Source organism: Pseudomonas sp. DR 5-09 (genome assembly GCF_001655595.1).
Lineage (GTDB): Bacteria > Pseudomonadota > Gammaproteobacteria > Pseudomonadales > Pseudomonadaceae > Aquipseudomonas > Aquipseudomonas pharyngis.
The window spans coordinates 4,038,955-4,065,029 of sequence record NZ_CP011566.1; the positions used below are offsets into that span (position 1 = coordinate 4,038,955).

Below are 26,075 nucleotides of genomic sequence, written 5' to 3' on the forward strand. Positions count from 1 at the left end.
GTCCGAGAACACCCCATGCAGCTCTCTTCGCTCACTGCGGTTTCCCCTGTTGACGGCCGCTACGCCGGCAAAACCCAGGCCCTGCGCCCAATTTTCAGCGAGTACGGTCTGATCCGTGCCCGCGTTCTGGTTGAAGTGCGCTGGCTCCAGCGCCTGGCCGCTCACGCCGGCATCCCGGAAGTGCCAGCCTTCTCCGCCGAAGCCAACGCCGTTCTGAATGAACTGGCCGAAAACTTCTCGCTGGAGCACGCCGAGCGCGTGAAAGAGATCGAGCGCACCACCAACCACGACGTCAAAGCGATCGAATACCTGCTCAAGGAGCAGGCGGCCAAGCTGCCGGAGCTGGCCAAGGTCAGCGAATTTATCCACTTCGCCTGCACCAGCGAGGACATCAACAACCTGTCCCACGCCCTGATGCTGCGCGAAGGTCGTGATGACGTGATGCTGCCGCTGATGCGCCAGACCGCCAACGCCATCCGCGAACTGGCCATCCGTTTCGCCGACGTGCCGATGCTGTCGCGCACCCACGGCCAGCCGGCTTCGCCGACCACCCTGGGCAAAGAGCTGGCGAACGTGGTTTACCGTCTCGAGCGCCAGATCGCTCAGGTTGCTGCCGTTCCGCTGCTGGGCAAGATCAACGGCGCTGTCGGCAACTACAACGCTCACCTGTCGGCCTACCCGCAGATCGACTGGGAAGCCAACGCCCGCGCCTTCATCGAAGACGAGCTGGGCCTGGGCTTCAACCCGTACACCACGCAAATCGAGCCGCACGACTACATCGCCGAGTTGTTCGACGCCATTGCGCGCTTCAACACCATCCTGATCGACTTCGACCGTGACATCTGGGGCTACATCTCCCTGGGTTACTTCAAGCAGCGCACCATCGCCGGCGAAATCGGTTCGTCGACCATGCCGCACAAGGTCAACCCGATCGACTTCGAAAACTCCGAAGGCAACCTGGGCATCGCCAACGCACTGTTCCAGCACCTGGCGAGCAAACTGCCGATCTCCCGCTGGCAGCGCGACCTGACCGACTCCACCGTTCTGCGCAACCTCGGTGTCGGCTTCGCCCACAGCGTGATCGCGTACGAAGCGAGCCTCAAAGGCATCAGCAAGCTCGAGCTGAACGCTGACAAGATCGCTGCCGATCTGGACGCTTGCTGGGAAGTCCTGGCCGAGCCGATCCAGACCGTGATGCGCCGCTACAACATCGAAAACCCGTACGAGAAGCTGAAAGAACTGACCCGCGGCAAGGGCATCAGCCCTGAAGCGCTGCAGACTTTCATCGATGGTCTGGACATGCCGACCGAAGCGAAAGCCGAACTCAAGCAGCTGACCCCGGCCAACTACATCGGCAACGCTGTAGCGCAAGCCAAACGCATCTGATCGACCGCTTGACCCGTTTGAGACGCCCGGCCGCGCCGGGCGTTTTTATTCCCGTCTGAAAAATGCTTTTTTTCAATAGGTTACATATGAATCCCGATATTCCTCTTCAACTTCTGGGTGGTCTTACGGCGCGCGAATTCATGCGCGATTACTGGCAGAAAAAACCACTGCTGATCCGTCAGGCGATTCCTGATTTCGAAAGCCCGATCGACGCCGACGAACTCGCCGGCCTGGCCCTGGAAGAAGAAGTCGAATCGCGTCTGGTGATCGAGCACGGCGAGCGTCCTTGGGAACTGCGCCGCGGCCCGTTCGCCGAGGACGAATTCAGCAAACTGCCGGAGCGCGAGTGGACCCTGCTGGTGCAGGCGGTCGATCAGTTCGTGCCGGAAGTCAGCGAGCTGCTGGAAAACTTCCGCTTCCTGCCGAGCTGGCGCGTCGACGACGTAATGATCAGCTTCGCCGCCCCGGGCGGCAGCGTCGGCCCGCACTTCGACAACTACGACGTGTTCCTGCTGCAAGGCCACGGCAAGCGCAACTGGAAAATCGGCCAGATGTGCGACTCCGAAAGCCCGCTGCTGCAACACGCCGACCTGCGCATCCTCGCCGAATTCCATGAGACCGAAGAGTGGGTCCTGGAACCGGGCGACATGCTCTACCTGCCACCGCGCCTGGCTCACTGCGGCGTTGCCGTCGACGACTGCATGACCTACTCGGTCGGTTTCCGCGCACCAAGCGCCGCTGAAGTACTGACCCACTTCACCGATTTCCTCAGCCAGTTCCTGACTGACGAAGAGCGCTACACCGACGCCGATGCCAAACCGGTCAGCGATGATCCACATCAGATCCAGCACGATGCACTCGGCCGCCTGAAAGCGCTGCTCGCCGAGCACATGAGCGATGAGCGCCTGCTGCTGACCTGGTTCGGCCAGTACATGACCGAGCCGCGTTATCCAGAGCTGGTGGTCGGCCCTGAAGAAGTCGAGGAAGAAGACCTTCTTGGCGCGTTCGAAGACGGCGCCATCCTGATCCGCAACCCGAGCGCGCGCCTGGCGTGGTCGGACGTCGATGACGACCTGCTGCTGTTCGCCAGCGGCCAGAGCCGTTACCTGCCGGGCAAGCTGCGCGAACTGCTGAAGCTGATCTGCTCCGCCGACGCTCTGCACACCGACAACCTCGGTGACTGGCTGAGCGACGAAGACGGTCGCGGCCTGCTGTGCGAACTGGTCAAACAGGGAAGCCTGGGGTTCGCCGACGATGAATAAGATTCGCGTACGTGTTGCAGACTGGCAAAAGGACAACGCCGAGATCCGCCGCATTCGCGAAACGGTGTTCATTGCCGAACAATCGGTTCCACCCGAGCTTGAGTGGGACGCCGATGACGCTACGGCGGTGCATTTCCTGGCTTTCGAAGGCGACTTTCCGATTGGCACCGCCCGCCTGTTGCCCGACGGGCATGTTGGCCGGGTTTCGGTGCTCAAGGACTGGCGCGGTCTGAAGGTCGGCGATGCGCTGATGCAGGCGGTCATCGCCGAAGCAGAGGAGCGCGGACTGAAGCAGCAGATGCTCAGCGCCCAGGTACAGGCCACGGCGTTCTATGAGCGTCTGGGTTTCAACCTGGTCAGCGAGGAATTCCTCGAAGCTGGGATTCCGCATGTCGACATGGTTCGTCACTCGGCATAAGTCCGCGTCGCGGCATTCGCGGGCAAGCCCGCTCCCAAAGGAGACCTCCAGCGACCACAGATTTTGTGCCCGGCAGAGATCCAATGTGGGCGCGGGCTTGCTCGCGAAGAGGCCCTCCAGAACACCACAAAACGCCCTGCCATTTTCGGATGCCGGGGCGTTTTGCTGTCTACGATTCAACTTGCCCCACCCCGGGCCGACAAACTGGCAATATCAAGCCTTTCGAAAGCGGAGATAACGGACATGTCCCTACGCACCCTGCTCACCACCCTGCTGCTCGGCTGCAGTGTTTCGGTGATGGCAGCCACAGAAATCGTGCCCCTCAAGTACCACACCAGCGCCGACATGCTGCCGGTGGCTCAGGACTTCATCGGCAAGGACGGCCAGGTCAGCGCCTATGGCAACCAACTGATCGTCAAGGCCGAGCCCGGCAAGATTCAAGAACTCAAGGATCTGCTCTCGCAGCTCGACACCGCGCCCAAGCGCTTGCTGATCACGGTCGACATCAACGAAAACAACGGTCGTGGCGATGAAGGCTATTCGGTCAATGGCGCGCAAACCCGCATCATCAGTCGAAGCACTGCCAGCCGTGACGGCGGCATTCAGCAGATCCAGGCCAGCGAAGGTGCTCCGGCACTGATCCAGGTCGGCCAGAGCGTGCCGATCACCAGCAGCCAGACCAACTCCTACGGCGATTACAGCAGCCAGACCCAATATCGCAACGTCACCCAGGGTTTTTACGTCACCGCCAGCGTCACCGGCGAAACCGTTCACCTGGCTATCAGTACCAACCGTGACCGCATGAGCCAGGAACGTCCCGATGTAGTGAACGTGCAAAGCACCGACACAACTGTCACCGGACGGCTGGGCGAATGGATCACCCTCGCCGGCGTGAATCGCCAGACCCAGGCCGACAAACAGGGCCTGGCCCGCAGCTACTCTACTCAAGGCCGGGATGACATGACGTTGCGGGTGAAAGTCGACACGTTGGACTAAAGCACCAAAAACTGACTGATTAGTCGTATTAGACGAAAGATGTAGTGCTTGAAAAAAAGCACTACAAAACGTTTGACGAGCCAAAAAAGCGAAGGCATGATGGCCTCGCTCCCGCTAATCAGAGGCCCTGGCAAGGGCCTTCGAAGCGCTGCTCGCAACCATCCCCGCGAGCCGTTTCGTGTCTGTACCGCCCACAAGGCGTGTTTGACGAGGTTGCCGACTGGAACGAAGTTGTCCCGAGGGACGGAAGCGTAATTAGGTAACCCGGCTTTACACTGTCGTTCGTATAAAGGCCCACGACGCCCGAATGCGCCCACCAGTTCGCCTTTACCTGCTCACTTCCCCTCGAGCCCATCGTTCATCCCGTCGCCTGCCCCGCCGAACCCGACCTGACCACCTAAGCTTCTGGTCAGCGAGCGCAAGGAATTTTCCACCGCAGAACAACTTTTCATAAAGACGCGACGAGGTTTATCTCCATGGCACTGACACGCGAACAGCAAATTGCAGCCCTTGAAAAAGACTGGGCTGAAAACCCGCGCTGGAAAGGCGTGACTCGCAATTACTCCGCTGCTGACGTCGTCCGTCTGCGTGGCTCGGTTCAACCAGAGCACACCTTTGCAAAAATGGGCGCCGAAAAACTGTGGAACCTGGTCACCCAGGGTGCCAAGCCGTCCTTCCGCCCAGAGAAAGACTTCGTCAACTGCATGGGCGCCCTGACCGGCGGCCAGGCTGTGCAGCAGGTCAAAGCCGGTATCCAGGCGATCTACCTGTCGGGCTGGCAAGTCGCTGCGGACAACAACTCCGCTGAATCGATGTACCCGGACCAGTCGCTGTACCCGGTGGACTCGGTTCCGACCGTGGTCAAGCGCATCAACAACTCGTTCCGTCGTGCCGACCAGATCCAGTGGAAAGCCGGCAAGAACCCGGGCGACGAAGGCTACATCGACTACTTCGCGCCAATCGTGGCTGACGCTGAAGCCGGGTTCGGCGGCGTACTGAACGCCTACGAGCTGATGAAGAGCATGATCGAAGCAGGCGCCGCCGGCGTTCACTTCGAAGACCAACTGGCTTCCGTGAAGAAATGCGGCCACATGGGCGGCAAGGTTCTGGTTCCAACCCAGGAAGCCGTGCAGAAGCTGACCGCGGCTCGTCTGGCTGCCGACGTTGCCGGTGTACCGACCATCATCCTGGCCCGTACCGACGCCAACGCTGCCGACCTGCTGACTTCCGACTGCGATCCGTACGACCAGCCATTCGTGACAGGCACCCGTACCCAGGAAGGTTTCTACAAGGTTCGTGCAGGTCTGGACCAGGCAATCGCCCGAGGCCTGGCTTACGCGCCGTACGCCGACCTGATCTGGTGCGAAACCGCCAAGCCGGACCTGGAAGAAGCCCGTCGTTTCGCTGAAGCGATCAAAAAGGAATACCCGGACCAGATCCTGTCGTACAACTGCTCGCCTTCCTTCAACTGGAAGAAAAACCTGGACGACGCGACCATCGCCAAGTTCCAGCGCGAACTGTCCGCCATGGGTTACAAGCACCAGTTCATCACCCTGGCCGGCATTCACAACATGTGGCACAGCATGTTCAACCTGGCGCACGACTACGCCCGCAACGACATGACTGCCTACGTGAAGCTGCAAGAGCAGGAATTCGCTGACGCCGCCAAGGGTTACACCTTCGTGGCTCACCAGCAGGAAGTGGGCACTGGCTACTTCGACGACATGACCACCGTGATTCAAGGTGGCTCGTCGTCGGTAACCGCACTGACCGGTTCGACCGAAGAAGAACAGTTCCACTGATCGACTTCGCCTGAGCGAACGGCCTTTGCGGACCGTATAGAGAGCTAACCGCATTGCCGAAAAACTGACGCCCCGACTGGTTCGGGGCGTTTTTTTTGCCTGCGGTTTTCCGGGCACCTCAGGAATTGGCAAAGCCTGTCAGGTAAAACATTGATCCAGAGCGGTATCCGCATCGCAAAAATCGGCTAAAACGGGCGCCGCCGCTACTTGCAGTAACGCGCATATAAGACAACTTCCCAACTACTGACCCGTTAAACAGTTACGAAACCTCTGCAAACGATATCAATTATCATTTAGCGACAACTATGTTCGTTACATTTCCTACAAAACATAATTCGTGAAATCCCGGCTAATGCCCGCAACGCATGGGCTGCGGGCCCTTCGAGGTGTGCTATGTCCTTATTCCAATAAATAATTTCGCTATAGGAATTTTACTTGCAGGGTGTTTAGCCATAAAATCAGCGCGATTGATTGCTGCGACATATCGTCACTGCCTTATTTCTTTATCAAGCTCAGAGACCTTTGCTCTCTGTTAAGGATTTCCAGCATGCCCGAAGCGACAGGACTCATGGCCCACAACTGGGGCTTTGCCATTTTCCTTCTGGGTGTAGTCGGCCTGTGCGCCTTCATGCTCGGCGTCTCCAGCCTCCTCGGGTCAAAAGCCTGGGGCCGCAGCAAAAACGAACCGTTCGAGTCCGGCATGCTACCTACCGGTGGCGCCCGCTTGCGGCTCTCAGCCAAATTCTATCTGGTCGCGATGCTGTTCGTGATCTTCGATATCGAAGCCCTCTTTCTCTTTGCATGGTCTGTGTCCGTCCGCGAAAGCGGCTGGACCGGATTCGTCGAAGCTCTCGTTTTCATAGCAATTCTGTTGGCAGGTCTTGTCTACCTGTTCCGAGTGGGCGCCCTTGACTGGGCTCCGGAAGCTCGTCGCAAGCGGCAGGCGAAGCTGAAACAATGAGGCTTTGGCAATGCAATACAATCTCACCAGAATCGACCCCGATGCTCCTAACGAGCAGTATCCGATCGGCCAGCGGGAAACCGTTTCCGATCCGTTAGAGGATCAAGTCCACAAAAACATTTTCATGGGCAAGCTGGAAGACGTGCTGAGTGGCGCGGTCAACTGGGGACGTAAGAACTCCCTGTGGCCGTACAACTTCGGTCTGTCGTGCTGCTACGTGGAAATGACCACCGCCTTCACGGCGCCCCACGACATCGCGCGCTTCGGCGCCGAAGTTATCCGGGCATCACCGCGTCAGGCCGACTTCATGGTTATCGCCGGGACCTGCTTCATCAAGATGGCGCCGATCATTCAGCGCCTGTACGAGCAGATGCTCGAGCCCAAGTGGGTGATCTCGATGGGTTCGTGCGCCAACTCCGGCGGCATGTACGACATCTACTCCGTGGTTCAGGGGGTGGACAAGTTCCTGCCCGTTGACGTCTACGTACCTGGCTGCCCGCCCCGTCCAGAAGCATTTCTGCAAGGCTTGATGCTGTTGCAGGAATCCATTGGCCAGGAGCGTCGCCCACTTTCCTGGGTCGTTGGCGATCAAGGCGTTTATCGCGCCGACATGCCTTCGCAGAAGGAACAGCGCCGCGAACAGCGAATCGCAGTCACCAACCTGCGCAGCCCTGACGAAGTCTGATCCAGTCTGTTTCAAAGAAACGAGAAGCTGGCTTCATTCTTTACGTTGACCGAAAGCGAAAAAATAACCATGACTACAGGCAGTGCTCTGTACATCCCGCCTTATAAGGCAGACGACCAGGATGTGGTCGTCGAACTGAACAACCGTTTTGGCGCCGAAGCGTTCACCGCTCAGCCGACCCGCACCGGCATGCCGGTGCTGTGGGTGGCCCGCGCCAAACTCGTCGAAGTCCTGACCTTCCTGCGCAACCTGCCCAAGCCGTACGTCATGCTCTATGACCTGCACGGCGTGGACGAGCGTCTGCGCACCAAGCGTCAAGGGCTGCCGGGCGGTGCCGATTTCACCGTGTTCTATCACCTCATGTCGCTGGAACGTAATAGTGACGTGATGATCAAGGTCGCCTTGTCCGAGAGCGACCTCAGCTTGCCGACCGTCACCAGCATCTGGCCGAACGCCAACTGGTACGAGCGTGAAGTCTGGGACATGTTCGGCATCGACTTCAAAGGTCACCCGCACCTGTCGCGCATCATGATGCCGCCGACCTGGGAAGGTCACCCGCTGCGCAAGGACTTCCCGGCGCGCGCCACCGAGTTCGATCCGTTCAGCCTGAACCTGGCCAAGCAACAGCTCGAGGAAGAAGCCGCGCGCTTCCGCCCTGAAGACTGGGGCATGAAGCGCTCCGGCCCTAACGAGGACTACATGTTCCTCAACCTGGGTCCGAACCACCCTTCGGCGCACGGTGCGTTCCGCATCATCCTGCAACTGGACGGTGAAGAGATCGTCGATTGCGTTCCGGACATCGGTTACCACCACCGTGGCGCCGAGAAGATGGCCGAGCGTCAGTCCTGGCACAGTTTCATTCCGTACACCGACCGTATCGACTACCTCGGCGGCGTGATGAACAACCTGCCGTACGTGCTCTCGGTCGAGAAGCTGGCCGGCATCAAGGTGCCAGAGAAGGTCGACGTCATCCGCATCATGATGGCCGAGTTCTTCCGGATCACCAGCCACCTGCTGTTCCTGGGTACTTACATCCAGGACGTCGGCGCCATGACCCCGGTGTTCTTCACCTTCACCGACCGCCAGAAGGCGTACACGGTGATCGAAGCCATCACCGGTTTCCGTCTGCACCCGGCCTGGTACCGCATCGGCGGCGTTGCCCACGACCTGCCGCGCGGCTGGGAAAAACTGGTGAAAGACTTCGTTGAATGGCTGCCGAAGCGCCTCGACGAATACACCAAGGCCGCGCTGCAGAACAGCATCCTCAAAGGTCGTACCATCGGCGTTGCCCAGTACAACACCAAGGAGGCCCTGGAATGGGGCGTCACCGGTGCCGGCCTGCGTTCCACCGGTTGCGACTTCGACCTGCGTAAAGCACGTCCATATTCCGGTTACGAGAATTTCGAGTTCGAAGTGCCACTGGCCGCCAACGGCGATGCCTACGACCGCTGCATGGTTCGCGTCGAAGAGATGCGCCAGAGCGTCAAGATCATCGACCAGTGCCTGCGCAACATGCCGGAAGGCCCGTACAAGGCGGATCACCCGCTGACCACGCCGCCGCCGAAAGAGCGCACGCTGCAGCACATCGAAACCCTGATCACGCACTTCCTGCAGGTTTCGTGGGGCCCGGTCATGCCGGCCAACGAATCCTTCCAGATGATCGAAGCGACCAAGGGCATCAACAGTTATTACCTGACGAGCGACGGCGGCACCATGAGCTACCGTACCCGGATCCGTACTCCGAGCTTCCCGCATCTGCAACAGATCCCTTCGGTGATCAAAGGCAGCATGGTCGCGGACCTGATTGCGTACCTGGGTAGTATCGATTTCGTTATGGCCGACGTGGACCGCTAAGCATGAACAGCACGCTTATCCAGACAGACCGTTTCACCCTGAGTGAAACCGAGCGCTCGGCCATCGAGCACGAGCTGCATCACTACGAAGACCCGCGCGCGGCGTCGATCGAAGCCCTGAAGATCGTCCAGAAAGAACGCGGCTGGGTGCCGGACGGCGCTCTGTACGCCATCGGCGAGATCCTCGGCATCCCGGCCAGCGACGTTGAAGGCGTGGCCACGTTCTACAGCCAGATTTTCCGTCAGCCGGTCGGCCGTCACATCATTCGCGTCTGCGACAGCATGGTCTGCTACATCGGTGGCCACGAGTCGGTGGTCAGCGAAATCCAGAACAACCTGGGTATCGGCCTGGGCCAGACCACCGCCGACGGTCGTTTCACCCTGCTGCCGGTCTGCTGCCTCGGCAACTGCGACAAGGCACCGGCGCTGATGATCGATGACGACACCTTTGGCGATGTCCAGCCTGCCGGCGTCGCCAAACTGCTCGAGGGCTACGTATGACCCTGACTTCTTTCGGTCCTGCCAACCGCATCCAGCGTTCGGCCGAGACTCACCCGCTGACCTGGCGCCTGCGTGACGACGGCGAAGCCGTGTGGCTCGACGAGTACCAGGCCAAGAACGGTTACGCCGCTGCGCGCAAGGCCTTCGCCGACATGGATCAGGACGCCATCGTCCAGACCGTGAAAGACGCCGGCCTCAAAGGTCGCGGCGGTGCAGGCTTCCCCACAGGCGTGAAGTGGGGCCTGATGCCAAAGGACGAATCCATCAACATCCGCTACCTGCTGTGCAACGCGGATGAAATGGAGCCGAACACCTGGAAAGACCGCATGCTGATGGAGCAACTGCCCCATCTGCTGATCGAAGGCATGCTGATCAGTGCCCGCGCGCTGAAAACCTACCGTGGCTACATCTTCCTGCGTGGCGAGTACACCACCGCCGCCAAGCACCTGAACCGTGCCGTGGAAGAAGCCAAGGCAGCCGGCCTGCTGGGCAAGAACATCCTGGGCAGCGGCTTCGATTTCGAGCTGTTCGTCCACACCGGCGCCGGGCGTTACATCTGCGGTGAAGAAACCGCACTGATCAACTCCCTCGAAGGTCGCCGCGCCAACCCGCGCTCCAAGCCGCCCTTCCCTGCCGCCGTCGGCGTGTGGGGCAAGCCGACCTGCGTGAACAACGTTGAAACCCTGTGCAACGTGCCGGCGATCATCGCCGACGGCGTGGACTGGTACAAATCGTTGGCCCGCGACGGCAGCGAAGACATGGGCACCAAGCTCATGGGCTTCTCCGGCAAGGTCAAGAACCCTGGCCTGTGGGAACTGCCATTCGGCGTGACCGGTCGCGAACTGTTCGAAGATTACGCCGGCGGCATGCGCGACGGTTACAAGCTCAAGGCCTGGCAGCCAGGCGGCGCCGGTACCGGTTTCCTGTTGCCGGAACACCTCGACGCACAAATGTACGCCGGCGGCATCGCCAAGGTGGGCACCCGTATGGGTACCGGCCTGGCCATGGCGGTGGACGACAGCGTCAACATGGTGTCCCTGCTGCGCAACATGGAGCAGTTCTTCGCTCGCGAATCCTGTGGTTTCTGCACCCCTTGCCGTGATGGCCTGCCATGGAGCGTCAAGCTGCTGATGGCCATCGAACAAGGCCGCGGCCAGCCAGGCGACATTGAGACCCTGCTGGGTCTGGTCAACTTCCTCGGCCCGGGCAAGACCTTCTGTGCTCACGCACCGGGTGCCGTGGAGCCGTTGGGCAGTGCCATCAAATACTTCCGTCCAGAGTTCGAAGCCGGTATCGCGCCCGCAAGCGCCGCCGTCCCGCCTCTGGCGAAGCCGATCACAGTCGGCGCGTAAACGCTTAAAAAAGGCGAAGGGTCCGTGCCCTTCGCCTTTCGTCCGATGACGCCTTTCGGGGCTGACTGGATTCGGACGGATAACAAGATTCCATTAGCCACGCCCGCTGACACCGGGCCAACGAAGACCTTTGAACCATGGCCACTATCCACGTAGACGGCAAAGCGCTCGAAGTCGACGGGGCAGACAACCTGTTACAGGCATGTCTGTCGCTGGGCCTCGACATCCCTTATTTCTGCTGGCACCCCGCGCTTGGTAGCGTCGGGGCCTGCCGCCAGTGTGCGGTCAAGCAGTACACCGACGAGAACGACACCCGTGGTCGCATCGTCATGTCCTGCATGACCCCTGCCACCGACAACACCTGGATCTCCATCGACGATGAAGAATCCAAGGCGTTCCGCGCCAGTGTCGTCGAATGGCTGATGACCAACCACCCACACGACTGCCCTGTGTGCGAGGAAGGCGGTCACTGCCACCTGCAAGACATGACGGTGATGACCGGCCACAACGAGCGCCGTTATCGCTTCACCAAACGCACCCACCAGAACCAGCAACTGGGCCCGTTCATTTCCCACGAGATGAACCGCTGCATCGCCTGCTACCGCTGCGTGCGTTTCTACAAGGATTACGCCGGCGGCACCGACCTCGGTGTATTCGGCGCCCACGACAACGTGTACTTCGGTCGCGTTGAAGACGGCACCCTCGAAAGCGAGTTCTCCGGCAACCTCACCGAGGTCTGCCCGACCGGTGTGTTCACCGACAAGACTCACTCCGAGCGCTACAACCGCAAGTGGGACATGCAGTTCTCGCCGAGCATCTGCCATGGCTGCTCGAGCGGTTGCAACATCTCCCCGGGCGAGCGTTACGGCGAACTGCGTCGCATCGAAAACCGTTACAACGGTTCGGTGAACCAGTATTTCCTGTGCGACCGTGGCCGTTTCGGTTATGGCTACGTCAACCGCACCGACCGCCCACGTCAGCCACTGCTGGCCGACGGCACCAAGCTTGGCCTGGATGCTGCGCTGGACAAAGCCGCCGACCTGCTGCGCGGTCGCAACATCGTCGGTATCGGTTCGCCGCGTGCCAGCCTGGAAAGCAACTACGCGTTGCGTGAGTTGGTCGGTGCCGAGCACTTCTACTCCGGTATCGAAGCCTCGGAGCTGGAACGCATCCGTCTGGTCCTGCAAGTGCTGAAAGACAGCCCGCTGCCCGTGCCGAACATGCGCGACATCGAAGACCACGACGCCGTGTTCGTCCTCGGTGAAGACCTGACCCAGACCGCCGCCCGTATGGCCCTGGCCCTGCGTCAGTCGGTCAAAGGCAAGGCCGAAGACATGGCCGAAGCCATGCGCGTCCAGCCTTGGCTCGACGCTGCGGTGAAGAACATCGGTCAGCACGAGCTGAACCCGCTGTTCATCGCCAGCCTGGCTGAAACCAAGCTCGACGACATCGCCGAAGAATGCGTACACGCCGCTCCCGACGATCTGGCCCGCATCGGTTTCGCCGTGGCTCACGCCCTGGACGCCAGCGCACCGGCCGTTGAAGGTCTGGACGCCGAAGCCCTGGAGCTGGCCAAGCGCATCGCCGACGCCCTGCTCGCGGCCAAGCGTCCGCTGATCATCGCCGGTACTTCGCTGGGCTCCAAAGCCTTGATCGAAGCCGCGGCGAACATCGCCAAGGCCCTGAAGCTGCGCGAGAAGAACGGTTCGATCAGCCTGATCGTGCCGGAAGCCAACAGCCTCGGCCTGGCCATGCTCGGTGGCGAATCGGTCGATGCTGCCCTGCAAGCGGTCATCGACGGCAAGGCTGACGCCATCGTCGTGCTGGAAAACGATCTGTACACCCGCACCGCCAAAGCCAAGGTCGATGCGGCACTGAACGCTGCGCAAGTGGTGATCGTTGCCGACCATCAGAAGACCGCCACCAGCGACCGCGCGCATCTGGTTCTGCCAGCCGCCAGCTTCGCTGAAGGCGACGGTACGCTGGTCAGCCAGGAAGGTCGCGCCCAGCGCTTCTTCCAGGTTTTCGACCCGCAATACATGGACGCGAGCATTCTGGTCCACGAAGGCTGGCGCTGGCTGCACGCCCTGCGCGCTACCCTGCTGAACCAGCCGATCGACTGGACGCAACTCGACCACGTGACCGCTGCCGTTGCTTCGAGCACCCCGCAACTGGCCCGTATCGTCGACGCCGCGCCGTCCGCCTCGTTCCGCATCAAGGGTCTGAAACTGGCGCGTGAACCGCTGCGTTACTCCGGTCGTACCGCGATGCGCGCCGACATCAGCGTTCACGAACCACGCACCCCGCAGGACAAGGACACCGCGTTCGCCTTCTCGATGGAAGGTTACTCGGGCTCAGCCGAACCGCGTCAGCAAGTGCCGTTCGCCTGGTCGCCGGGCTGGAACTCGCCGCAAGCCTGGAACAAGTTCCAGGACGAAGTCGGTGGTCACCTGCGCGCTGGCGATCCGGGCACCCGCCTGATCGAAAGCAGCGGTGATTCGCTGAACTGGTTCGCCATTGTTCCGCGCGCGTTCAACCCGGCCCAGGGCACCTGGCAAGCCGTGCCGTTCTACCACCTGTTCGGCAGCGAGGAGAACTCGTCGAAAGCCGCACCGGTTCAGGAACGTATCCCGGCCGCCTACGTTGCACTGGCCAAGTCCGAAGCGGATCGCCTGGGCGTCAACGACGGCGCACTGCTGAGCCTCAATGTGGCCGGCCAGACCCTGCGCCTGCCGCTGCGCATCAATGAAGAGCTGGGCGCTGGCCTGGTTGCACTGCCGGCCGGTCTGGCAGGCATTCCGCCGGCGATTTTCGGCCAAACCGTTGATGGTCTGCAGGAGGCAGCGCAATGACCTGGTTCACCCCTGAAGTGATCGATGTGATCCTGACGGTCATCAAGGCCATCGTGATCCTGCTGGCCGTGGTGGTCGCAGGCGCGTTGCTCAGCTTTGTCGAGCGTCGCCTGCTGGGCTGGTGGCAGGACCGTTACGGTCCGAACCGCGTTGGCCCGTTCGGCATGTTCCAGATCGCAGCCGACATGCTGAAGATGTTCTTCAAGGAAGACTGGACCCCGCCGTTTGCCGACAAGGTGATCTTCACCCTGGCACCGGTGGTGGCCATGTCCGCCCTGCTGATCGCGTTCGCGATCATCCCGATCACCCCGACCTGGGGCGTGGCGGATCTGAACATCGGCCTGCTGTTCTTCTTCGCCATGGCCGGTCTGTCGGTCTACGCGGTGCTGTTCGCCGGCTGGTCGAGCAACAACAAGTTCGCCCTGCTGGGCAGCTTGCGTGCCTCCGCGCAGACCGTGTCCTACGAAGTGTTCATGGGCCTGGCCCTGATGGGCATCGTGGTGCAGGTCGGCTCGTTCAACATGCGCGACATCGTCGAGTACCAGGCGCAGAACCTGTGGTTCATCATTCCGCAGTTCTTCGGCTTCTGTACCTTCTTCATCGCTGGCGTGGCCGTGACTCACCGTCACCCGTTCGACCAGCCGGAAGCGGAACAGGAACTGGCCGACGGTTACCACATTGAATACGCCGGTATGAAATGGGGCATGTTCTTCGTCGGTGAATACATCGGCATCATCCTGATCTCGGCGCTGCTGGTCACCCTGTTCTTCGGTGGCTGGCACGGTCCGTTCGGCATCCTGCCGCAACTGTCCTTCGTCTGGTTCGCACTGAAGACCGCGTTCTTCATCATGCTGTTCATCCTGCTGCGCGCTTCCATCCCGCGTCCGCGTTATGACCAGGTGATGGATTTCAGCTGGAAATTCTGCCTGCCACTGACCCTGATCAATTTGCTGATAACCGCTGCGGTTGTGTTGTGGAACACACCTGCGGTTGCGGTTCAGTGAGGATTTGACCCATGTTCAAATATATTGGCGACATCGTTAAGGGTACCGGTACCCAGTTGCGCAGCCTGGTCATGGTCTTCGGCCATGGCTTTCGCAAGCGCGACACCCTGCAATACCCGGAAGAGCCGGTCTACCTGCCACCACGCTACCGTGGTCGCATCGTCCTGACCCGCGACCCCGATGGCGAAGAACGCTGCGTAGCCTGCAACCTGTGCGCCGTGGCGTGCCCGGTGGGTTGCATCTCGCTGCAGAAAGCTGAAACCGAAGACGGTCGCTGGTACCCGGACTTCTTCCGTATCAACTTCTCGCGCTGCATTTTCTGCGGTCTCTGCGAGGAAGCCTGCCCGACCACCGCGATCCAGCTGACGCCGGATTTCGAGATGGCCGAGTTCAAACGTCAGGACCTGGTGTACGAGAAAGAAGATCTTTTGATCTCTGGCCCCGGCAAAAACCCTGATTACAACTTCTATCGTGTTGCAGGTATGGCCGTTGCGGGCAAGCCGAAAGGCGCCGCACAAAACGAAGCCGAGCCGATCAACGTGAAGAGCTTGCTGCCTTAAGGAAGAACGATGGAATTCGCTTTCTATTTCGCATCGGGTATCGCTGTTGTGTCCACACTGCGTGTGGTCACCAACACCAATCCTGTGCACGCCCTGCTCTACCTGATCATTTCGTTGATCGCCGTGGCCATGACCTTCTTCGCACTCGGCGCGCCGTTCGCCGGCGTGCTGGAAGTGATCGCCTACGCTGGCGCCATCATGGTGCTGTTCGTGTTCGTGGTGATGATGCTGAACCTGGGCCCGGCCTCGGTTCAGCAGGAACGCACCTGGCTCAAGCCCGGGATCTGGGCGGGGCCGGTGATTCTCGCCGCCCTGCTGCTGGCCGAACTGCTGTATGTGCTGTTCGCTCACCAGAGCGGTCAGGCCATCGGCCACACCACCGTCGATGCAAAAGCCGTGGGCATCAGCCTGTTCGGTCCGTATCTGCTGGTGGTCGAACTCGCCTCGATGCTGCTGCTCGCTGCAGCCGTCACGGCGTTCCATTTGGGCCGTAACGAGGCGAAGGAGTAAGACATGCCTGCTATCCCTCTCGAGCATGGATTGGCCGTTGCCGGCATCCTGTTCTGCCTTGGTCTGGTCGGCCTGATGGTCCGCCGCAACATTTTGTTCGTGTTGATGAGTCTGGAAGTGATGATGAACGCCTCTGCACTGGCCTTCATCGTTGCGGGCGCCCGCTGGGCGCAACCGGATGGACAGATCATGTTCATCCTGGTGATCAGCCTTGCAGCCGCCGAAGCCAGTATTGGCCTGGCGATCCTGCTGCAACTGTATCGCCGCTTCCACACGCTCGATATCGACGCTGCCAGTGAGATGCGCGGATGAACCTACTCTTTCTGACTTTCGTATTCCCTCTGATCGGGTTCCTGTTGCTGTCGTTCTCCCGCGGCCGCTTCTCGGAAAACCTGTCGGCGCTGATCGGTGTCGGCTCCATCGGCCTGTCTGCCATCGTCGCGGCTTACGTGATCTGGCAATTCAACGTCGCGCCACCGGAAGGTGGCGTCTACACCCAGGTGCTGTGGCGCTGGATGTCGGTGGAAGGTTTCCAACCTAACTTCGCGCTGTACCTGGATGGTCTGTCCGTGACCATGCTCGGTGTGGTTGTCGGTGTCGGCTTCCTGATCCACCTGTTTGCATCGTGGTACATGCGTGGCGAAGACGGTTACTCGCGCTTCTTCTCGTACACCAACCTGTTTATCGCCAGCATGCTGTTCCTGATCCTGGGCGATAACCTGCTGTTCATCTACTTCGGTTGGGAAGGCGTGGGCCTGTGCTCGTACCTGTTGATCGGTTTCTACTACAGCAACCGCAACAACGGTAACGCCGCACTCAAAGCCTTCATCGTCACCCGTATCGGCGACGTGTTCATGGCGATCGGCCTGTTCATCCTGTTCCAGCAACTGGGCACGCTGAACGTCCAGGAACTGCTGGTGAAGGCGCCTGAGCACTTCAAGGTCGGCGATTTCTGGATCGTGCTGGCAACCCTGATGCTGCTGGGTGGTGCGGTCGGTAAATCGGCTCAACTGCCGCTGCAGACCTGGCTGGCGGACGCGATGGCCGGCCCTACCCCGGTTTCGGCACTGATCCACGCCGCAACCATGGTGACTGCCGGTGTCTACCTGATCGCCCGTACCCACGGTCTGTTCGCCCTGGCGCCGGACATCCTGCACCTGGTCGGCATCGTCGGTGGTGTCACCCTGGTTCTGGCCGGTTTCGCAGCACTGGTGCAAACCGACATCAAACGTATCCTCGCCTACTCGACCATGAGCCAGATCGGCTACATGTTCCTGGCGCTGGGCGTTGGTGCCTGGGAAGGCGCGATCTTCCACCTGATGACCCACGCCTTCTTCAAGGCCCTGCTGTTCCTTGCCTCCGGTGCGGTAATCGTTGCCTGCCACCACGAGCAGAACATCTTCAAGATGGGCGGCCTGTGGAAGAAACTGCCGCTGGCCTACGCCAGCTTCATCGTCGGTGGTGCCGCCCTGGCCGCGCTGCCGCTGGTGACCGCCGGTTTCTACTCCAAGGACGAAATCCTCTGGGAAGCGTTCGCCAGCGGCAACCACGGTCTGCTTTACGCAGGTCTGGTCGGTGCCTTCATGACGTCGCTGTACACCTTCCGCCTGATCTTCATCGCGTTCCACGGTGAAGCCAAGACCGAAGCCCACGCCGGTCACGGCATCGCTCACTGGCTGCCGCTGTCGGTGCTGATCGTGCTGTCGACCTTCGTCGGCGCCATGATCGTTCCACCACTGCACGGCGTGCTGCCGGAGAGCGTTGGCCATGCCGGTGGCGAAGCCAAGCACAGTCTGGAAATTGCCTCGGGCGCCATCGCCCTGGCCGGTATCCTGCTGGCGGCCCTGCTGTTCCTCGGCAAGCGTCGCTTCGTGACCGCAATCGCCAACAGCGGCATCGGCCGTCTCCTTTCGGCCTGGTGGTTCGCTGCCTGGGGCTTCGACTGGATCTACGACAAACTGTTCGTCAAGCCGTACCTTGCGATCAGCCATGTACTGCGCAAAGACCCGCTCGACCAGACCATCGGTCTGATCCCGCGCATGGCCAAGGGTGGTCACACCGCCCTGAGCCGTACTGAAACCGGTCAACTGCGTTGGTACGCCGCCTCGATGGCTGCTGGTGCCGTGTTGGTCATCGGCGCCGTCGTGCTGGTAGCGGTCTGATATGAACCTTGCGAATTTGCGAAAGGAAACGAGCCCGTCATGATTCTGCCTTGGCTAATCCTGATCCCCTTCATCGGCGGCCTGCTGTGCTGGCTGGGTGAGCGCTTCGGCGCCACCCTCCCCCGCTGGATTGCGCTGTTGACCATGACCCTGGAACTCGCCCTCGGCCTCTGGCTGTGGGCCCACGGTGACTATTCATTTGCACCGGCGCCTGGCGCCGATCCGACTTGGGCGCTTGAGTTCAAGCACGTCTGGATCCAGCGCTTCGGCATCAATGTGCACCTGGCCCTCGACGGCCTGTCGCTGCTGATGATCCTGCTGACCGGCCTGCTGGGCATCCTCTCGGTACTCTGCTCGTGGAAAGAGATTCAACGTCACGTTGGCTTCTTCCACCTGAACCTGATGTGGATCCTGGGCGGCGTTGTCGGCGTGTTCCTCGCCCTCGACCTGTTCATGTTCTTCTTCTTCTGGGAAATGATGCTGGTGCCGATGTACTTCCTCATCGCGCTCTGGGGTCACAGTTCTTCGGACGGCAAGAAAACCCGGATCTACGCAGCGACCAAGTTCTTCATCTTCACTCAGGCTTCCGGCCTGATCATGCTGGTGGCGATCCTCGGTCTGGTCCTGGTCAACTACAACAGCACCGGCGTGATCACCTTCAACTACGCCGATCTGTTGAAGACCAAGATGTCGATGACCACCGAGTACATTCTGATGCTCGGCTTCTTCATCGCCTTCGCGGTCAAGCTGCCAGTGGTTCCGTTCCACTCCTGGCTGCCTGATGCTCACGCCCAGGCGCCGACTGCAGGTTCCGTCGACCTCGCCGGTATCTTGCTGAAAACCGCGGCCTACGGTCTGCTGCGTTTCGCCCTGCCGCTGTTCCCGAACGCCTCGGCCGAATTCGCGCCGATCGCCATGACCCTCGGTCTGATCGGGATCTTCTACGGTGCGTTCCTGGCGTTCGCACAAACCGACATCAAGCGTCTGATCGCCTTCTCGTCCGTTTCCCACATGGGCTTCGTGCTGATCGGCATCTACTCCGGCAGCCAACTCGCACTGCAAGGCGCCGTGATCCAGATGCTGGCCCACGGTCTGTCGGCGGCGGCACTGTTTATCCTCAGCGGTCAGCTTTACGAGCGTCTGCACACGCGTGACATGCGTGAGATGGGCGGTCTGTGGTCGCGTATCGCTTACCTGCCGGCGATCAGCCTGTTCTTCGCAGCCGCCTCCCTGGGTCTGCCGGGCACCGGTAACTTCGTCGGCGAGTTCCTGATCCTGATCGGTACGTTCGCCAGTGCGCCATGGATCACCGCGATTGCCACCTCCGGTCTGGTGTTCGGTTCGGTCTACTCGCTGATCATGATCCACCGCGCTTACTTCGGTCCGTCGAAATCGGATTCGATCCTGCACGGCATGGACGGTCGCGAACTGATCATGGTGCTGGGCCTTGCGGTACTGCTGATTTACCTCGGCGTCTACCCGCAACCGTTCCTCGACACTTCCGCCGCCACGATGCATGGCGTGCAGCAGTGGCTCGGCACCGCCTTCACTCAACTCGCTTCGGCCCGGTAAGAGCGCTATGGAATTCACGATTCAACACTTTATTGCGCTAGCGCCACTGTTGATCACCAGCCTCACCATTATCGTGGTGATGCTGGCAATCGCCTGGCGCCGCAACCACTCGCAGACCTTCCTGATTTCGGTGGCAGGTCTGAACCTGGCCTTGCTGTCGATCCTGCCGGCCCTGAAAGTCGCGCCTCTGGCCGTGACTCCATTGCTGCAGATCGACACCTTTGCCTGCCTGTACATGGCGCTGATCCTGGTCGCCACCCTCGCTTGCGTCACCCTCGCCCACGCCTACCTCGGCGATGGCGGTTCGGGTTACCCGGGCAACCGTGAAGAACTGTACCTGCTGATCCTGATGGCCGCCGCCGGTGGCCTGGTTCTGGTCAGCGCGCAGCACCTGGCCGGCTTGTTCATCGGTCTGGAACTGCTGTCGGTGCCGGTCTACGGTCTGGTGGCCTACGCCTTCTTCAACAAGCGTTCGCTGGAAGCCGGCATCAAGTACATGGTGCTGTCGGCCGCCGGTTCCGCGTTCCTGCTGTTCGGTATGGCGCTGCTGTACGCAGACTCGGGCTCCCTGAGCTTCGTCGGTATCGGTCAGGCCCTGGCCGCGACCGGTCTGCCAAGCTCGCTGGCGCAACTGGGTCTGGGCATGATGCTGATCGGTCTGGCGTTCAAGCTGTCGCTGGTACCGTTCCACCTGTGGACGCCGGACGTGTACGAAGGTGCTCCGGCACCGGTGGCCGCGTTCCTCGCCACCGCGTCGAAAGTGGCTGTGTTTGCGGTCATGGTTCGTCTGTTCCAGATCTCCCCTGCCGCAAGCAGTGGCGTACTGAGCAACGTGCTGACCATCATCGCCATTGCCTCGATCCTGTTCGGTAACCTGCTGGCCCTGACCCAGAGCAACCTCAAGCGTCTGCTCGGTTACTCCTCCATCGCGCACTTCGGCTACCTGCTGATCGCACTGGTAGCGAGCAAGGGTCTGGCGGTGGAAGCCATCGGCGTGTACCTGGTCACCTACGTGATCACCAGCCTCGGCGCCTTCGGCGTGATCACCCTGATGTCCTCGCCGTACAACGGCCGTGACGCAGACGCCCTGTACGAATACCGCGGCCTGTTCTGGCGCCGTCCGTACCTGACCGCCGTACTGACCGTGATGATGCTGTCCCTGGCCGGCATCCCGCTGACCGCTGGCTTCATCGGCAAGTTCTACATCATCGCTACCGGTGTCGAGTCGCACCAATGGTGGTTGGTCGGTTCCCTGGTCCTGGGCAGCGCCATCGGCGTGTTCTACTATCTGCGCGTGATGGTTACCCTGTACCTGATCGAACCGAACCTGCGCCGCCACGACGCCCAACTGCACTGGGAACAGAAAGCAGGCGGCGTGATGCTGCTGGCGATTGCCGTCCTGGCGTTCTTCCTCGGCCTGTACCCACAACCGTTGCTGACCCTGGTTCAGCAATCGGGCCTGGCGGGCTGATCGCTCAGCGATAGTTGGCTACAAACAGAAACGGCACCTTCGGGTGCCGTTTTTGCGTCTAGACCGTCTTGAGTTTTTTCACCATCGGCACGCAAACCAGTTGCAGACCTGAAGGCGATTGATAGATCGCCCTCCCCTCCCCGACGTAACCGCAGCGCCGATAAAAATCAGCGGCATTCAACGTCGCATCCAGACAAACCTCTGCCAGCCCCAGATCCTGTGCCAGCGCTTCCAGAAACTGCAGCACTCGCTTACCCAGCCCACGCTGCATGAAATCCGGATGAATGAAGATTGCACCGATTTCACGGTGCTCCAGATCGAGCATTCCGGTTGCCACGGGCTCACCCTCAATGCAACCCAGATAGAAATGCTTTTGCATGAGCGTGTCATAACCATCCGCTGCCGAGCCCTTTGTCCAGTCGAGCATTTGCTGCTCGCTGTAGGCACCGATGCATTGATGCCGGATCGCCAGTCGCCGGATCTCGAACGCTATCCCGGCATCGTCCGGGTCGGCTCTTTTCATTTCGAACATTTCTCTCTCCTTGAGCCATGTGCGGACGGGCAATGAAAAAGCCCCGTCCATTTCTGGCGGGGCTTTGGGTAACAACACGTCATTTACCAGACATGCATGACCTTATGGCCCGCCGGAAGCGGTCATAGAGGAGCACATCATGGTCATTCGGTGTTGGGCAGTCATGGCTGGATAGTGCTGCGGATTGTTCCGACGAGTCAATCGCAAAGCTCTTCCCTGAACAGTTGAACGTTCCCACCACACTGGCCGACTCGTCCTACAGGCGTTTTTACGGTCGGTGACTACCGTTGAAAAGGGGGCGAAAAGGATGGCCTGGAGGCCTTGACCAATTCGATCATCGGGACAAAACTATACGCAGGTAACGTACAGAACATGGATGCTCTTTTTATCGAATTACCCGCGTTCCAGAAGCACCGGAACGATTACCTGGATGATGATCTATTCCGCAGCTTTCAGTTGGAGTTGCTGAAAAATCCCGAAGCGGGCGATCTCATCGAAGGCACGGGTGGGCTGCGCAAAATTCGCTTCTGCGACCAACGACGCGGAAAAGGCAAGCGCAGCGGATTACGAGTGATTTATTACTGGTGGCCTGGTTTCGACCAATTCTGGCTGTTCACCGTGTACAGCAAAAACGAGCAAGACGATCTGTTGCCTTCCCAGAAAAGAGTCTTCAAACAGGCATTGGATACAGAAATCAACACGAGAGCCAAATATGAAACGTGACATTTTTTCCGAACTGATGGAGGGCATGGAGGCTTTGGCTGACGAGCGCCAGGGCAAGGTCACCCTTCGAACCCACAAAGTCCAATTACCAAAGCTGTTGCCGATAACCGCGGAGGAAGTGGTCGCGATCCGCCAACAACTCAACCTCTCCAGGTCAGTGTTCGCCATGTATCTGCGAACCAACACACGAACTCTCGAAAACTGGGAACAAGGTCGAGCAACGCCAAATGCCCAAGCGACGACACTCATTCGACTGGTCGAGCGTTTTCCACAAACGATCGACCATCTTGCGGCTCTGACCTGACTTCGGGGATCCAACAAATTTGTGATCCCCCGATCACCTCGGCGTTATCCGCAGCGCAGCAACGATTTCTCCCGGCGACCATACCGGCGGGTTCTTGCCCGTCGAACAATAAAACCCACGCCGAAGCTCGTTCCCGCTCTGCCTAACCCAAGGAGTGATTGATGGTTAACAACAAAAGAGTGTCGATGGCCGCTCTGGCAGTGATTGTCGACTCCGGGCCGTCCGTGGTGTTTTACAGAAGAAAAACCCGAAGGGTTTATCGAATGCCGCAGCCTGACGGTGCTCAACCGTAACTTCTATTTCAATCGTGATCACCGCGACGGCCAGTCCAGTCCTACCGGCAATGTTTATATTGCCGCGGCTCCAGATTCGGTTCGTGCTTCAACTCGCTCACCCACAGAACCGTCAGGGGGAACACCTAATGAGCTACGTCAGCGACATGAAGACTGCGCGTCATGCACCTCAAAGTCTCCAGACTGCGCAACCGGCATGACCTTCTCCCTGCACAGCCGAGGTTATTACCCGACCGGCGACGGCCATCAACTCTATTGGGAACGCCATGGTATTCCGGGACACGAACCGGTGTTTTTCCTCCATGGCGGGCCCGGCGGACGTATCAGCCGTCACCATTTGCAGTTCTTCGACCCGGGCCGGTTCGACATCATCCTGTTCGACCAGCGGGGTTGCGGACGTTCAACGCCTCACGGCGAGCTGCGGGACAACACCACCGGACAGTGTGTCGAAGACATCGATGCCCTGCGCCAGCATTTCGGCTTCGAAAAAATCAGCGTGCTGGGCGTGTCATGGGGTAGCTGGCTGGCGATCCAGTATCAACAGCGATATCCGCAGCACCTGCTGAAAACCACGCTGGTTTCGGTATTCGTGCCGTTTGCCGCCAATGTCCGGGCCTACGATCAGGCACTCAATGACGGGTTGGCTCAATCGCCTCAAACGTCGACCGGCGACCGCGCCAGGAACATCTACCGGATCCTCGGCGAAGGCTGTCCATCGCAGCAACACCGTGCCGCCATCGAATGGTTGAACGCTGTTCTACGTCGCACAGGGCAGACGATTTGCCGCGCCACACTGGAGCGCTTCGTCGATCAGGAAGCGGTGCTCGCGATCCGCCTCGAACTGCATTACCACCTGCACAACTATTTCTTCACACCAAAGGACGAATACCTGACCCTCGACGACAATACCCTGCTGATCCAGGGCATCCGCGACACCCATGGCATGGCCAGCGTGCGCTGGCTCAGGCAACGCATGAACATTCACTGCCGGCTGCTGCACGCCGGGCACAACGCCTTTGAAAACGCCCTCCTCAAAGCGGTGCGTCGGGCGGTGAAACGTGAAATCGAGGGCTAAGAAAAACGGCACCCGAAGGTGCCGTCCCATCCCGCAAAAAACGCTTACTTGCGTGCCGCCTCCCACGACTTGAGCAGTTCGTTGTAGCTCACGGTTTCGCCTTTCGGCTTCTCGTTGGCCAGTTTCGGTTTGGGTGCGCCCGGCTGGTCGAACCAGTATTGCGCGTCGCGCTCGGGGTTCATTTTCGGGGCGCACACCGCTTGGGCCTTGGAGCGTTCCAGACGGGTCATGATCGCGTCCTGATCCTTGGCCAGACCGTCGAGGGCCTGTTGCGGGGTCTTCTCGCCGCTGGCGGCTTCGGCGATGTGGCTCCACCACAATTGTGCCAGGCGTGGGTAGTCCGGCACGTTGGTGCCGGTCGGCGTCCATTGCACACGGGCCGGGCTGCGGTAGAACTCGACCAGACCACCGAGTTTCGGCGCCAGATCGGTCATCGCTTGCGAGTTGATGTCCGACTCGCGAATCGGCGTCAGACCGACGATGGTTTTCTTCAGCGACACGGTTTTCGAGGTCACGAACTGCGCGTACAGCCAGGCCGCGAGTTTCTGTTTCTCAGGCGTGGACTTCATGAAGGTCCACGAGCCCACGTCCTGATAACCGAGCTTCATCCCTTCTTCCCAGTACGGCCCGCGCGGCGACGGCGCCATGCGCCACTTCGGCGTGCCGTCGGCGTTGACCACCGGCAGACCCGGCTTGGTCATGTCGGCGGTAAAGGCCGTGTACCAGAAGATCTGCTGGGCGATGTTGCCTTGGGATGGCACCGGGCCGGATTCGGAGAAGGTCATGCCCGCCGCTTCCGGTGGCGCGTACTTTTTCAGCCAGTCGACGTATTTGGTGGTGGCAAACACCGCCGCCGGGCCGTTGGTGTCGCCGCCGCGGGTCACGCTGGAGCCGACCGGGTGGCAATCCTCGACGCGAATCCCCCACTCGTCCACCGGCAAACCGTTGGGAATGCCCTTGTCGCCGCCACCGGCCATGGAGAACCAGGCATCGGTGAAGCGCCAGCCCAGCGACGGGTCTTTCTTGCCGTAGTCCATATGCCCGTAGATGCGTTTGCCGTCGATTTCCTTGACGTCTTCGCTGAAGAACTTGGCGATGTCTTCATAGGCCGACCAGTTCACCGGCACGCCCAGTTCATAGCCGTACTTTTCCTTGAACTTGGCTTTCAGGTCGGCGCGTTCGAACCAGTCAGCGCGGAACCAGTACAGGTTGGCGAACTGCTGGTCGGGCAATTGATAGATCTTGCCGTCCGGCGCAGTGGTAAAGGAGATGCCGATGAAGTCCTTGATGTCGAGGGTTGGCGAGGTGAAGTTCTTGCCTTCGTTGGCCATCAGGTCGGTGATCGATTCGGTCTTGCCGTAGCGAAAGTGCGTACCGATCAGGTCAGAGTCGTTGACCCAGCCGTCGTAGATGTTCTTGTCCGACTGCATCACCGTCTGCATTTTTTCCACGACGTCGCCTTCCTGCAGCAGGTCGTGGGTCAGCTTGATGCCGGTGATTTCACTGAAGGCCTTGGCCAGCACCTTGGATTCATATTCGTGGGTGGTCAGGGTTTCCGAGACGACCTTGATGTCCATCCCGCGAAACGGCTCGGCCGCCTTGATGAACCACTTCAGTTCTTCGAGCTGCTGCTCGGCCGTCAGGGTCGACGGCTTGAATTCGCTGCCGATCCATTTTTTTGCGGCATCTTCGTAGGCGTCGGCCCAGGCGGACGCGCTCAAACCGCTGAGTGCCAGCATGGCTGCCAATGAAATGCTATGTCGCAGCTTATTTTTCTTATCGAACATAGAGACCTCCTGTT

The 26,075-nt window shown here is 60.1% G+C and carries 23 protein-coding genes and 1 pseudogene; 22 read left to right on the forward strand and 2 right to left on the reverse strand.

Features of this window, described 5'->3' with window-relative positions:
- Positions 1-15 precede the first annotated feature (15 nt).
- The 18 genes from purB (at position 16) to nuoN (ending at position 21,347) form a co-directional block, all read left to right on the forward strand.
- A complete protein-coding gene (gene purB / locus PDR5_RS18110) occupies positions 16-1,386 on the forward strand; it encodes an adenylosuccinate lyase (RefSeq protein WP_064597733.1) in 1,371 nt (456 codons plus the stop codon).
- 86 nt (positions 1,387-1,472) lie between these two features.
- Positions 1,473-2,648 carry a ribosomal protein uL16 3-hydroxylase gene (locus PDR5_RS18115; protein ID WP_064597738.1) on the forward strand — a complete coding sequence of 392 codons (1,176 nt, stop codon included), beginning with the start codon at positions 1,473-1,475 and terminating at the stop codon, positions 2,646-2,648.
- Positions 2,641-3,066 (forward strand): GNAT family N-acetyltransferase, encoded by a 426-nt coding sequence (locus PDR5_RS18120; RefSeq protein WP_039767415.1) that lies wholly within the window; start codon positions 2,641-2,643, stop codon positions 3,064-3,066. Before PDR5_RS18115 ends, PDR5_RS18120 begins: the two co-directional genes overlap by 8 nt.
- A 243-nt stretch (positions 3,067-3,309) precedes the next feature.
- Positions 3,310-4,062 (forward strand): secretin N-terminal domain-containing protein, encoded by a 753-nt coding sequence (locus PDR5_RS18125; RefSeq protein ID WP_064597740.1) that lies wholly within the window; start codon positions 3,310-3,312, stop codon positions 4,060-4,062.
- 476 nt (positions 4,063-4,538) lie between these two features.
- On the forward strand, positions 4,539-5,864 hold the full coding sequence (gene aceA, locus PDR5_RS18130; RefSeq protein WP_064597742.1) for an isocitrate lyase: 1,326 nt from the start codon (positions 4,539-4,541) through the stop codon (positions 5,862-5,864).
- Between the two features lie 547 nt (positions 5,865-6,411).
- A complete protein-coding gene (locus PDR5_RS18135) occupies positions 6,412-6,825 on the forward strand; it encodes an NADH-quinone oxidoreductase subunit A (protein WP_003223812.1) in 414 nt (137 codons plus the stop codon).
- A 10-nt stretch (positions 6,826-6,835) separates the two neighbouring features.
- Complete coding sequence (locus PDR5_RS18140) at positions 6,836-7,510, forward strand: NuoB/complex I 20 kDa subunit family protein (RefSeq protein ID WP_007951456.1); 675 nt, start codon at positions 6,836-6,838, stop codon at positions 7,508-7,510.
- A 69-nt stretch (positions 7,511-7,579) separates the two neighbouring features.
- Entirely contained in the window at positions 7,580-9,364 is a 1,785-nt protein-coding gene (gene nuoC, locus PDR5_RS18145; protein ID WP_039767687.1) for an NADH-quinone oxidoreductase subunit C/D, read from the forward strand.
- Between the two features lie 2 nt (positions 9,365-9,366).
- On the forward strand, positions 9,367-9,864 hold the full coding sequence (nuoE, locus tag PDR5_RS18150; RefSeq protein ID WP_003223804.1) for an NADH-quinone oxidoreductase subunit NuoE: 498 nt from the start codon (positions 9,367-9,369) through the stop codon (positions 9,862-9,864).
- Positions 9,861-11,216 (forward strand): NADH-quinone oxidoreductase subunit NuoF, encoded by a 1,356-nt coding sequence (gene nuoF / locus PDR5_RS18155; RefSeq protein WP_064597744.1) that lies wholly within the window; start codon positions 9,861-9,863, stop codon positions 11,214-11,216. Before nuoE ends, nuoF begins: the two co-directional genes overlap by 4 nt.
- Positions 11,217-11,353: 137 nt before the next feature.
- Positions 11,354-14,068 carry an NADH-quinone oxidoreductase subunit NuoG gene (gene nuoG / locus PDR5_RS18160; protein WP_064597746.1) on the forward strand — a complete coding sequence of 905 codons (2,715 nt, stop codon included), beginning with the start codon at positions 11,354-11,356 and terminating at the stop codon, positions 14,066-14,068.
- The gene (gene nuoH, locus PDR5_RS18165; RefSeq protein ID WP_007964859.1) at positions 14,065-15,072 is read left to right on the forward strand and encodes an NADH-quinone oxidoreductase subunit NuoH; all 1,008 of its coding nucleotides are present in this window, start codon (positions 14,065-14,067) and stop codon (positions 15,070-15,072) included. Before nuoG ends, nuoH begins: the two co-directional genes overlap by 4 nt.
- 11 nt (positions 15,073-15,083) lie before the next feature.
- Positions 15,084-15,632, forward strand: coding sequence for an NADH-quinone oxidoreductase subunit NuoI (nuoI, locus tag PDR5_RS18170; protein ID WP_007951461.1), 549 nt, complete (start codon positions 15,084-15,086; stop codon positions 15,630-15,632).
- A gap of 9 nt (positions 15,633-15,641) precedes the next feature.
- Positions 15,642-16,142: an NADH-quinone oxidoreductase subunit J gene (nuoJ, locus tag PDR5_RS18175; RefSeq protein ID WP_007951462.1), complete on the forward strand. Its 501-nt coding sequence runs from the start codon at positions 15,642-15,644 to the stop codon at positions 16,140-16,142.
- Positions 16,143-16,145: 3 nt separating this feature from the next.
- A complete protein-coding gene (gene nuoK / locus PDR5_RS18180; protein WP_003180046.1) occupies positions 16,146-16,454 on the forward strand; it encodes an NADH-quinone oxidoreductase subunit NuoK in 309 nt (102 codons plus the stop codon).
- Positions 16,451-18,304 carry an NADH-quinone oxidoreductase subunit L gene (gene nuoL / locus PDR5_RS18185; RefSeq protein ID WP_039767429.1) on the forward strand — a complete coding sequence of 618 codons (1,854 nt, stop codon included), beginning with the start codon at positions 16,451-16,453 and terminating at the stop codon, positions 18,302-18,304. Before nuoK ends, nuoL begins: the two co-directional genes overlap by 4 nt.
- A 39-nt stretch (positions 18,305-18,343) precedes the next feature.
- On the forward strand, positions 18,344-19,876 hold the full coding sequence (gene nuoM / locus PDR5_RS18190; protein ID WP_011334963.1) for an NADH-quinone oxidoreductase subunit M: 1,533 nt from the start codon (positions 18,344-18,346) through the stop codon (positions 19,874-19,876).
- Positions 19,877-19,883: 7 nt separating this feature from the next.
- Entirely contained in the window at positions 19,884-21,347 is a 1,464-nt protein-coding gene (gene nuoN / locus PDR5_RS18195) for an NADH-quinone oxidoreductase subunit NuoN (protein WP_064597748.1), read from the forward strand.
- 58 nt (positions 21,348-21,405) lie between these two features.
- On the opposite strand, the gene PDR5_RS18200 is transcribed toward nuoN, so the two are convergent.
- Positions 21,406-21,879, reverse strand: a complete 474-nt coding sequence (locus tag PDR5_RS18200) for a GNAT family N-acetyltransferase (RefSeq protein WP_064597750.1) — start codon at positions 21,877-21,879, stop codon at positions 21,406-21,408.
- 372 nt (positions 21,880-22,251) lie between these two features.
- Between PDR5_RS18200 and PDR5_RS18205 the strand changes: the two genes are divergently transcribed.
- From PDR5_RS18205 to PDR5_RS18215, 4 genes and pseudogenes are all read left to right on the forward strand, one after another.
- Positions 22,252-22,602, forward strand: a complete 351-nt coding sequence (locus PDR5_RS18205) for a hypothetical protein (protein WP_064597755.1) — start codon at positions 22,252-22,254, stop codon at positions 22,600-22,602.
- Complete coding sequence (locus PDR5_RS18210; protein WP_064597757.1) at positions 22,592-22,906, forward strand: helix-turn-helix domain-containing protein; 315 nt, start codon at positions 22,592-22,594, stop codon at positions 22,904-22,906. Before PDR5_RS18205 ends, PDR5_RS18210 begins: the two co-directional genes overlap by 11 nt.
- Before the next feature lie 161 nt (positions 22,907-23,067).
- Positions 23,068-23,266 (forward strand): annotated as a pseudogene (locus PDR5_RS29990) (OprD family porin); the annotation flags it as partial.
- Between the two features lie 129 nt (positions 23,267-23,395).
- Complete coding sequence (locus PDR5_RS18215) at positions 23,396-24,274, forward strand: alpha/beta fold hydrolase (RefSeq protein WP_064597759.1); 879 nt, start codon at positions 23,396-23,398, stop codon at positions 24,272-24,274.
- Positions 24,275-24,318: 44 nt separating this feature from the next.
- Here the strand turns inward: PDR5_RS18215 and PDR5_RS18220 are convergent, their stop codons facing one another.
- Complete coding sequence (locus PDR5_RS18220; RefSeq protein ID WP_007951484.1) at positions 24,319-26,061, reverse strand: ABC transporter substrate-binding protein; 1,743 nt, start codon at positions 26,059-26,061, stop codon at positions 24,319-24,321.
- Positions 26,062-26,075 lie beyond the last annotated feature (14 nt).

Excerpts from the sequence above, each read along its gene's own strand:
- purB (WP_064597733.1), top strand. The coding sequence starts at position 16 with ATGCAGCTCTCTTCGCTCACTGCGGTTTCCCCTGTTGACGGCCGCTAC.
- PDR5_RS18115 (WP_064597738.1), top strand. The coding sequence starts at position 1,473 with ATGAATCCCGATATTCCTCTTCAACTTCTGGGTGGTCTTACGGCGCGC.
- PDR5_RS18120 (WP_039767415.1), top strand. The coding sequence starts at position 2,641 with ATGAATAAGATTCGCGTACGTGTTGCAGACTGGCAAAAGGACAACGCC.
- PDR5_RS18125 (WP_064597740.1), top strand. The coding sequence starts at position 3,310 with ATGTCCCTACGCACCCTGCTCACCACCCTGCTGCTCGGCTGCAGTGTT.
- aceA (WP_064597742.1), top strand. The coding sequence starts at position 4,539 with ATGGCACTGACACGCGAACAGCAAATTGCAGCCCTTGAAAAAGACTGG.
- PDR5_RS18135 (WP_003223812.1), top strand. The coding sequence starts at position 6,412 with ATGCCCGAAGCGACAGGACTCATGGCCCACAACTGGGGCTTTGCCATT.
- PDR5_RS18140 (WP_007951456.1), top strand. The coding sequence starts at position 6,836 with ATGCAATACAATCTCACCAGAATCGACCCCGATGCTCCTAACGAGCAG.
- nuoC (WP_039767687.1), top strand. The coding sequence starts at position 7,580 with ATGACTACAGGCAGTGCTCTGTACATCCCGCCTTATAAGGCAGACGAC.
- nuoE (WP_003223804.1), top strand. The coding sequence starts at position 9,367 with ATGAACAGCACGCTTATCCAGACAGACCGTTTCACCCTGAGTGAAACC.
- nuoF (WP_064597744.1), top strand. The coding sequence starts at position 9,861 with ATGACCCTGACTTCTTTCGGTCCTGCCAACCGCATCCAGCGTTCGGCC.
- nuoG (WP_064597746.1), top strand. The coding sequence starts at position 11,354 with ATGGCCACTATCCACGTAGACGGCAAAGCGCTCGAAGTCGACGGGGCA.
- nuoH (WP_007964859.1), top strand. The coding sequence starts at position 14,065 with ATGACCTGGTTCACCCCTGAAGTGATCGATGTGATCCTGACGGTCATC.
- nuoI (WP_007951461.1), top strand. The coding sequence starts at position 15,084 with ATGTTCAAATATATTGGCGACATCGTTAAGGGTACCGGTACCCAGTTG.
- nuoJ (WP_007951462.1), top strand. The coding sequence starts at position 15,642 with ATGGAATTCGCTTTCTATTTCGCATCGGGTATCGCTGTTGTGTCCACA.
- nuoK (WP_003180046.1), top strand. The coding sequence starts at position 16,146 with ATGCCTGCTATCCCTCTCGAGCATGGATTGGCCGTTGCCGGCATCCTG.
- nuoL (WP_039767429.1), top strand. The coding sequence starts at position 16,451 with ATGAACCTACTCTTTCTGACTTTCGTATTCCCTCTGATCGGGTTCCTG.
- nuoM (WP_011334963.1), top strand. The coding sequence starts at position 18,344 with ATGATTCTGCCTTGGCTAATCCTGATCCCCTTCATCGGCGGCCTGCTG.
- nuoN (WP_064597748.1), top strand. The coding sequence starts at position 19,884 with ATGGAATTCACGATTCAACACTTTATTGCGCTAGCGCCACTGTTGATC.
- PDR5_RS18200 (WP_064597750.1), bottom strand. The coding sequence starts at position 21,879 with ATGTTCGAAATGAAAAGAGCCGACCCGGACGATGCCGGGATAGCGTTC.
- PDR5_RS18205 (WP_064597755.1), top strand. The coding sequence starts at position 22,252 with ATGGATGCTCTTTTTATCGAATTACCCGCGTTCCAGAAGCACCGGAAC.
- PDR5_RS18210 (WP_064597757.1), top strand. The coding sequence starts at position 22,592 with ATGAAACGTGACATTTTTTCCGAACTGATGGAGGGCATGGAGGCTTTG.
- PDR5_RS18215 (WP_064597759.1), top strand. The coding sequence starts at position 23,396 with ATGACCTTCTCCCTGCACAGCCGAGGTTATTACCCGACCGGCGACGGC.
- PDR5_RS18220 (WP_007951484.1), bottom strand. The coding sequence starts at position 26,061 with ATGTTCGATAAGAAAAATAAGCTGCGACATAGCATTTCATTGGCAGCC.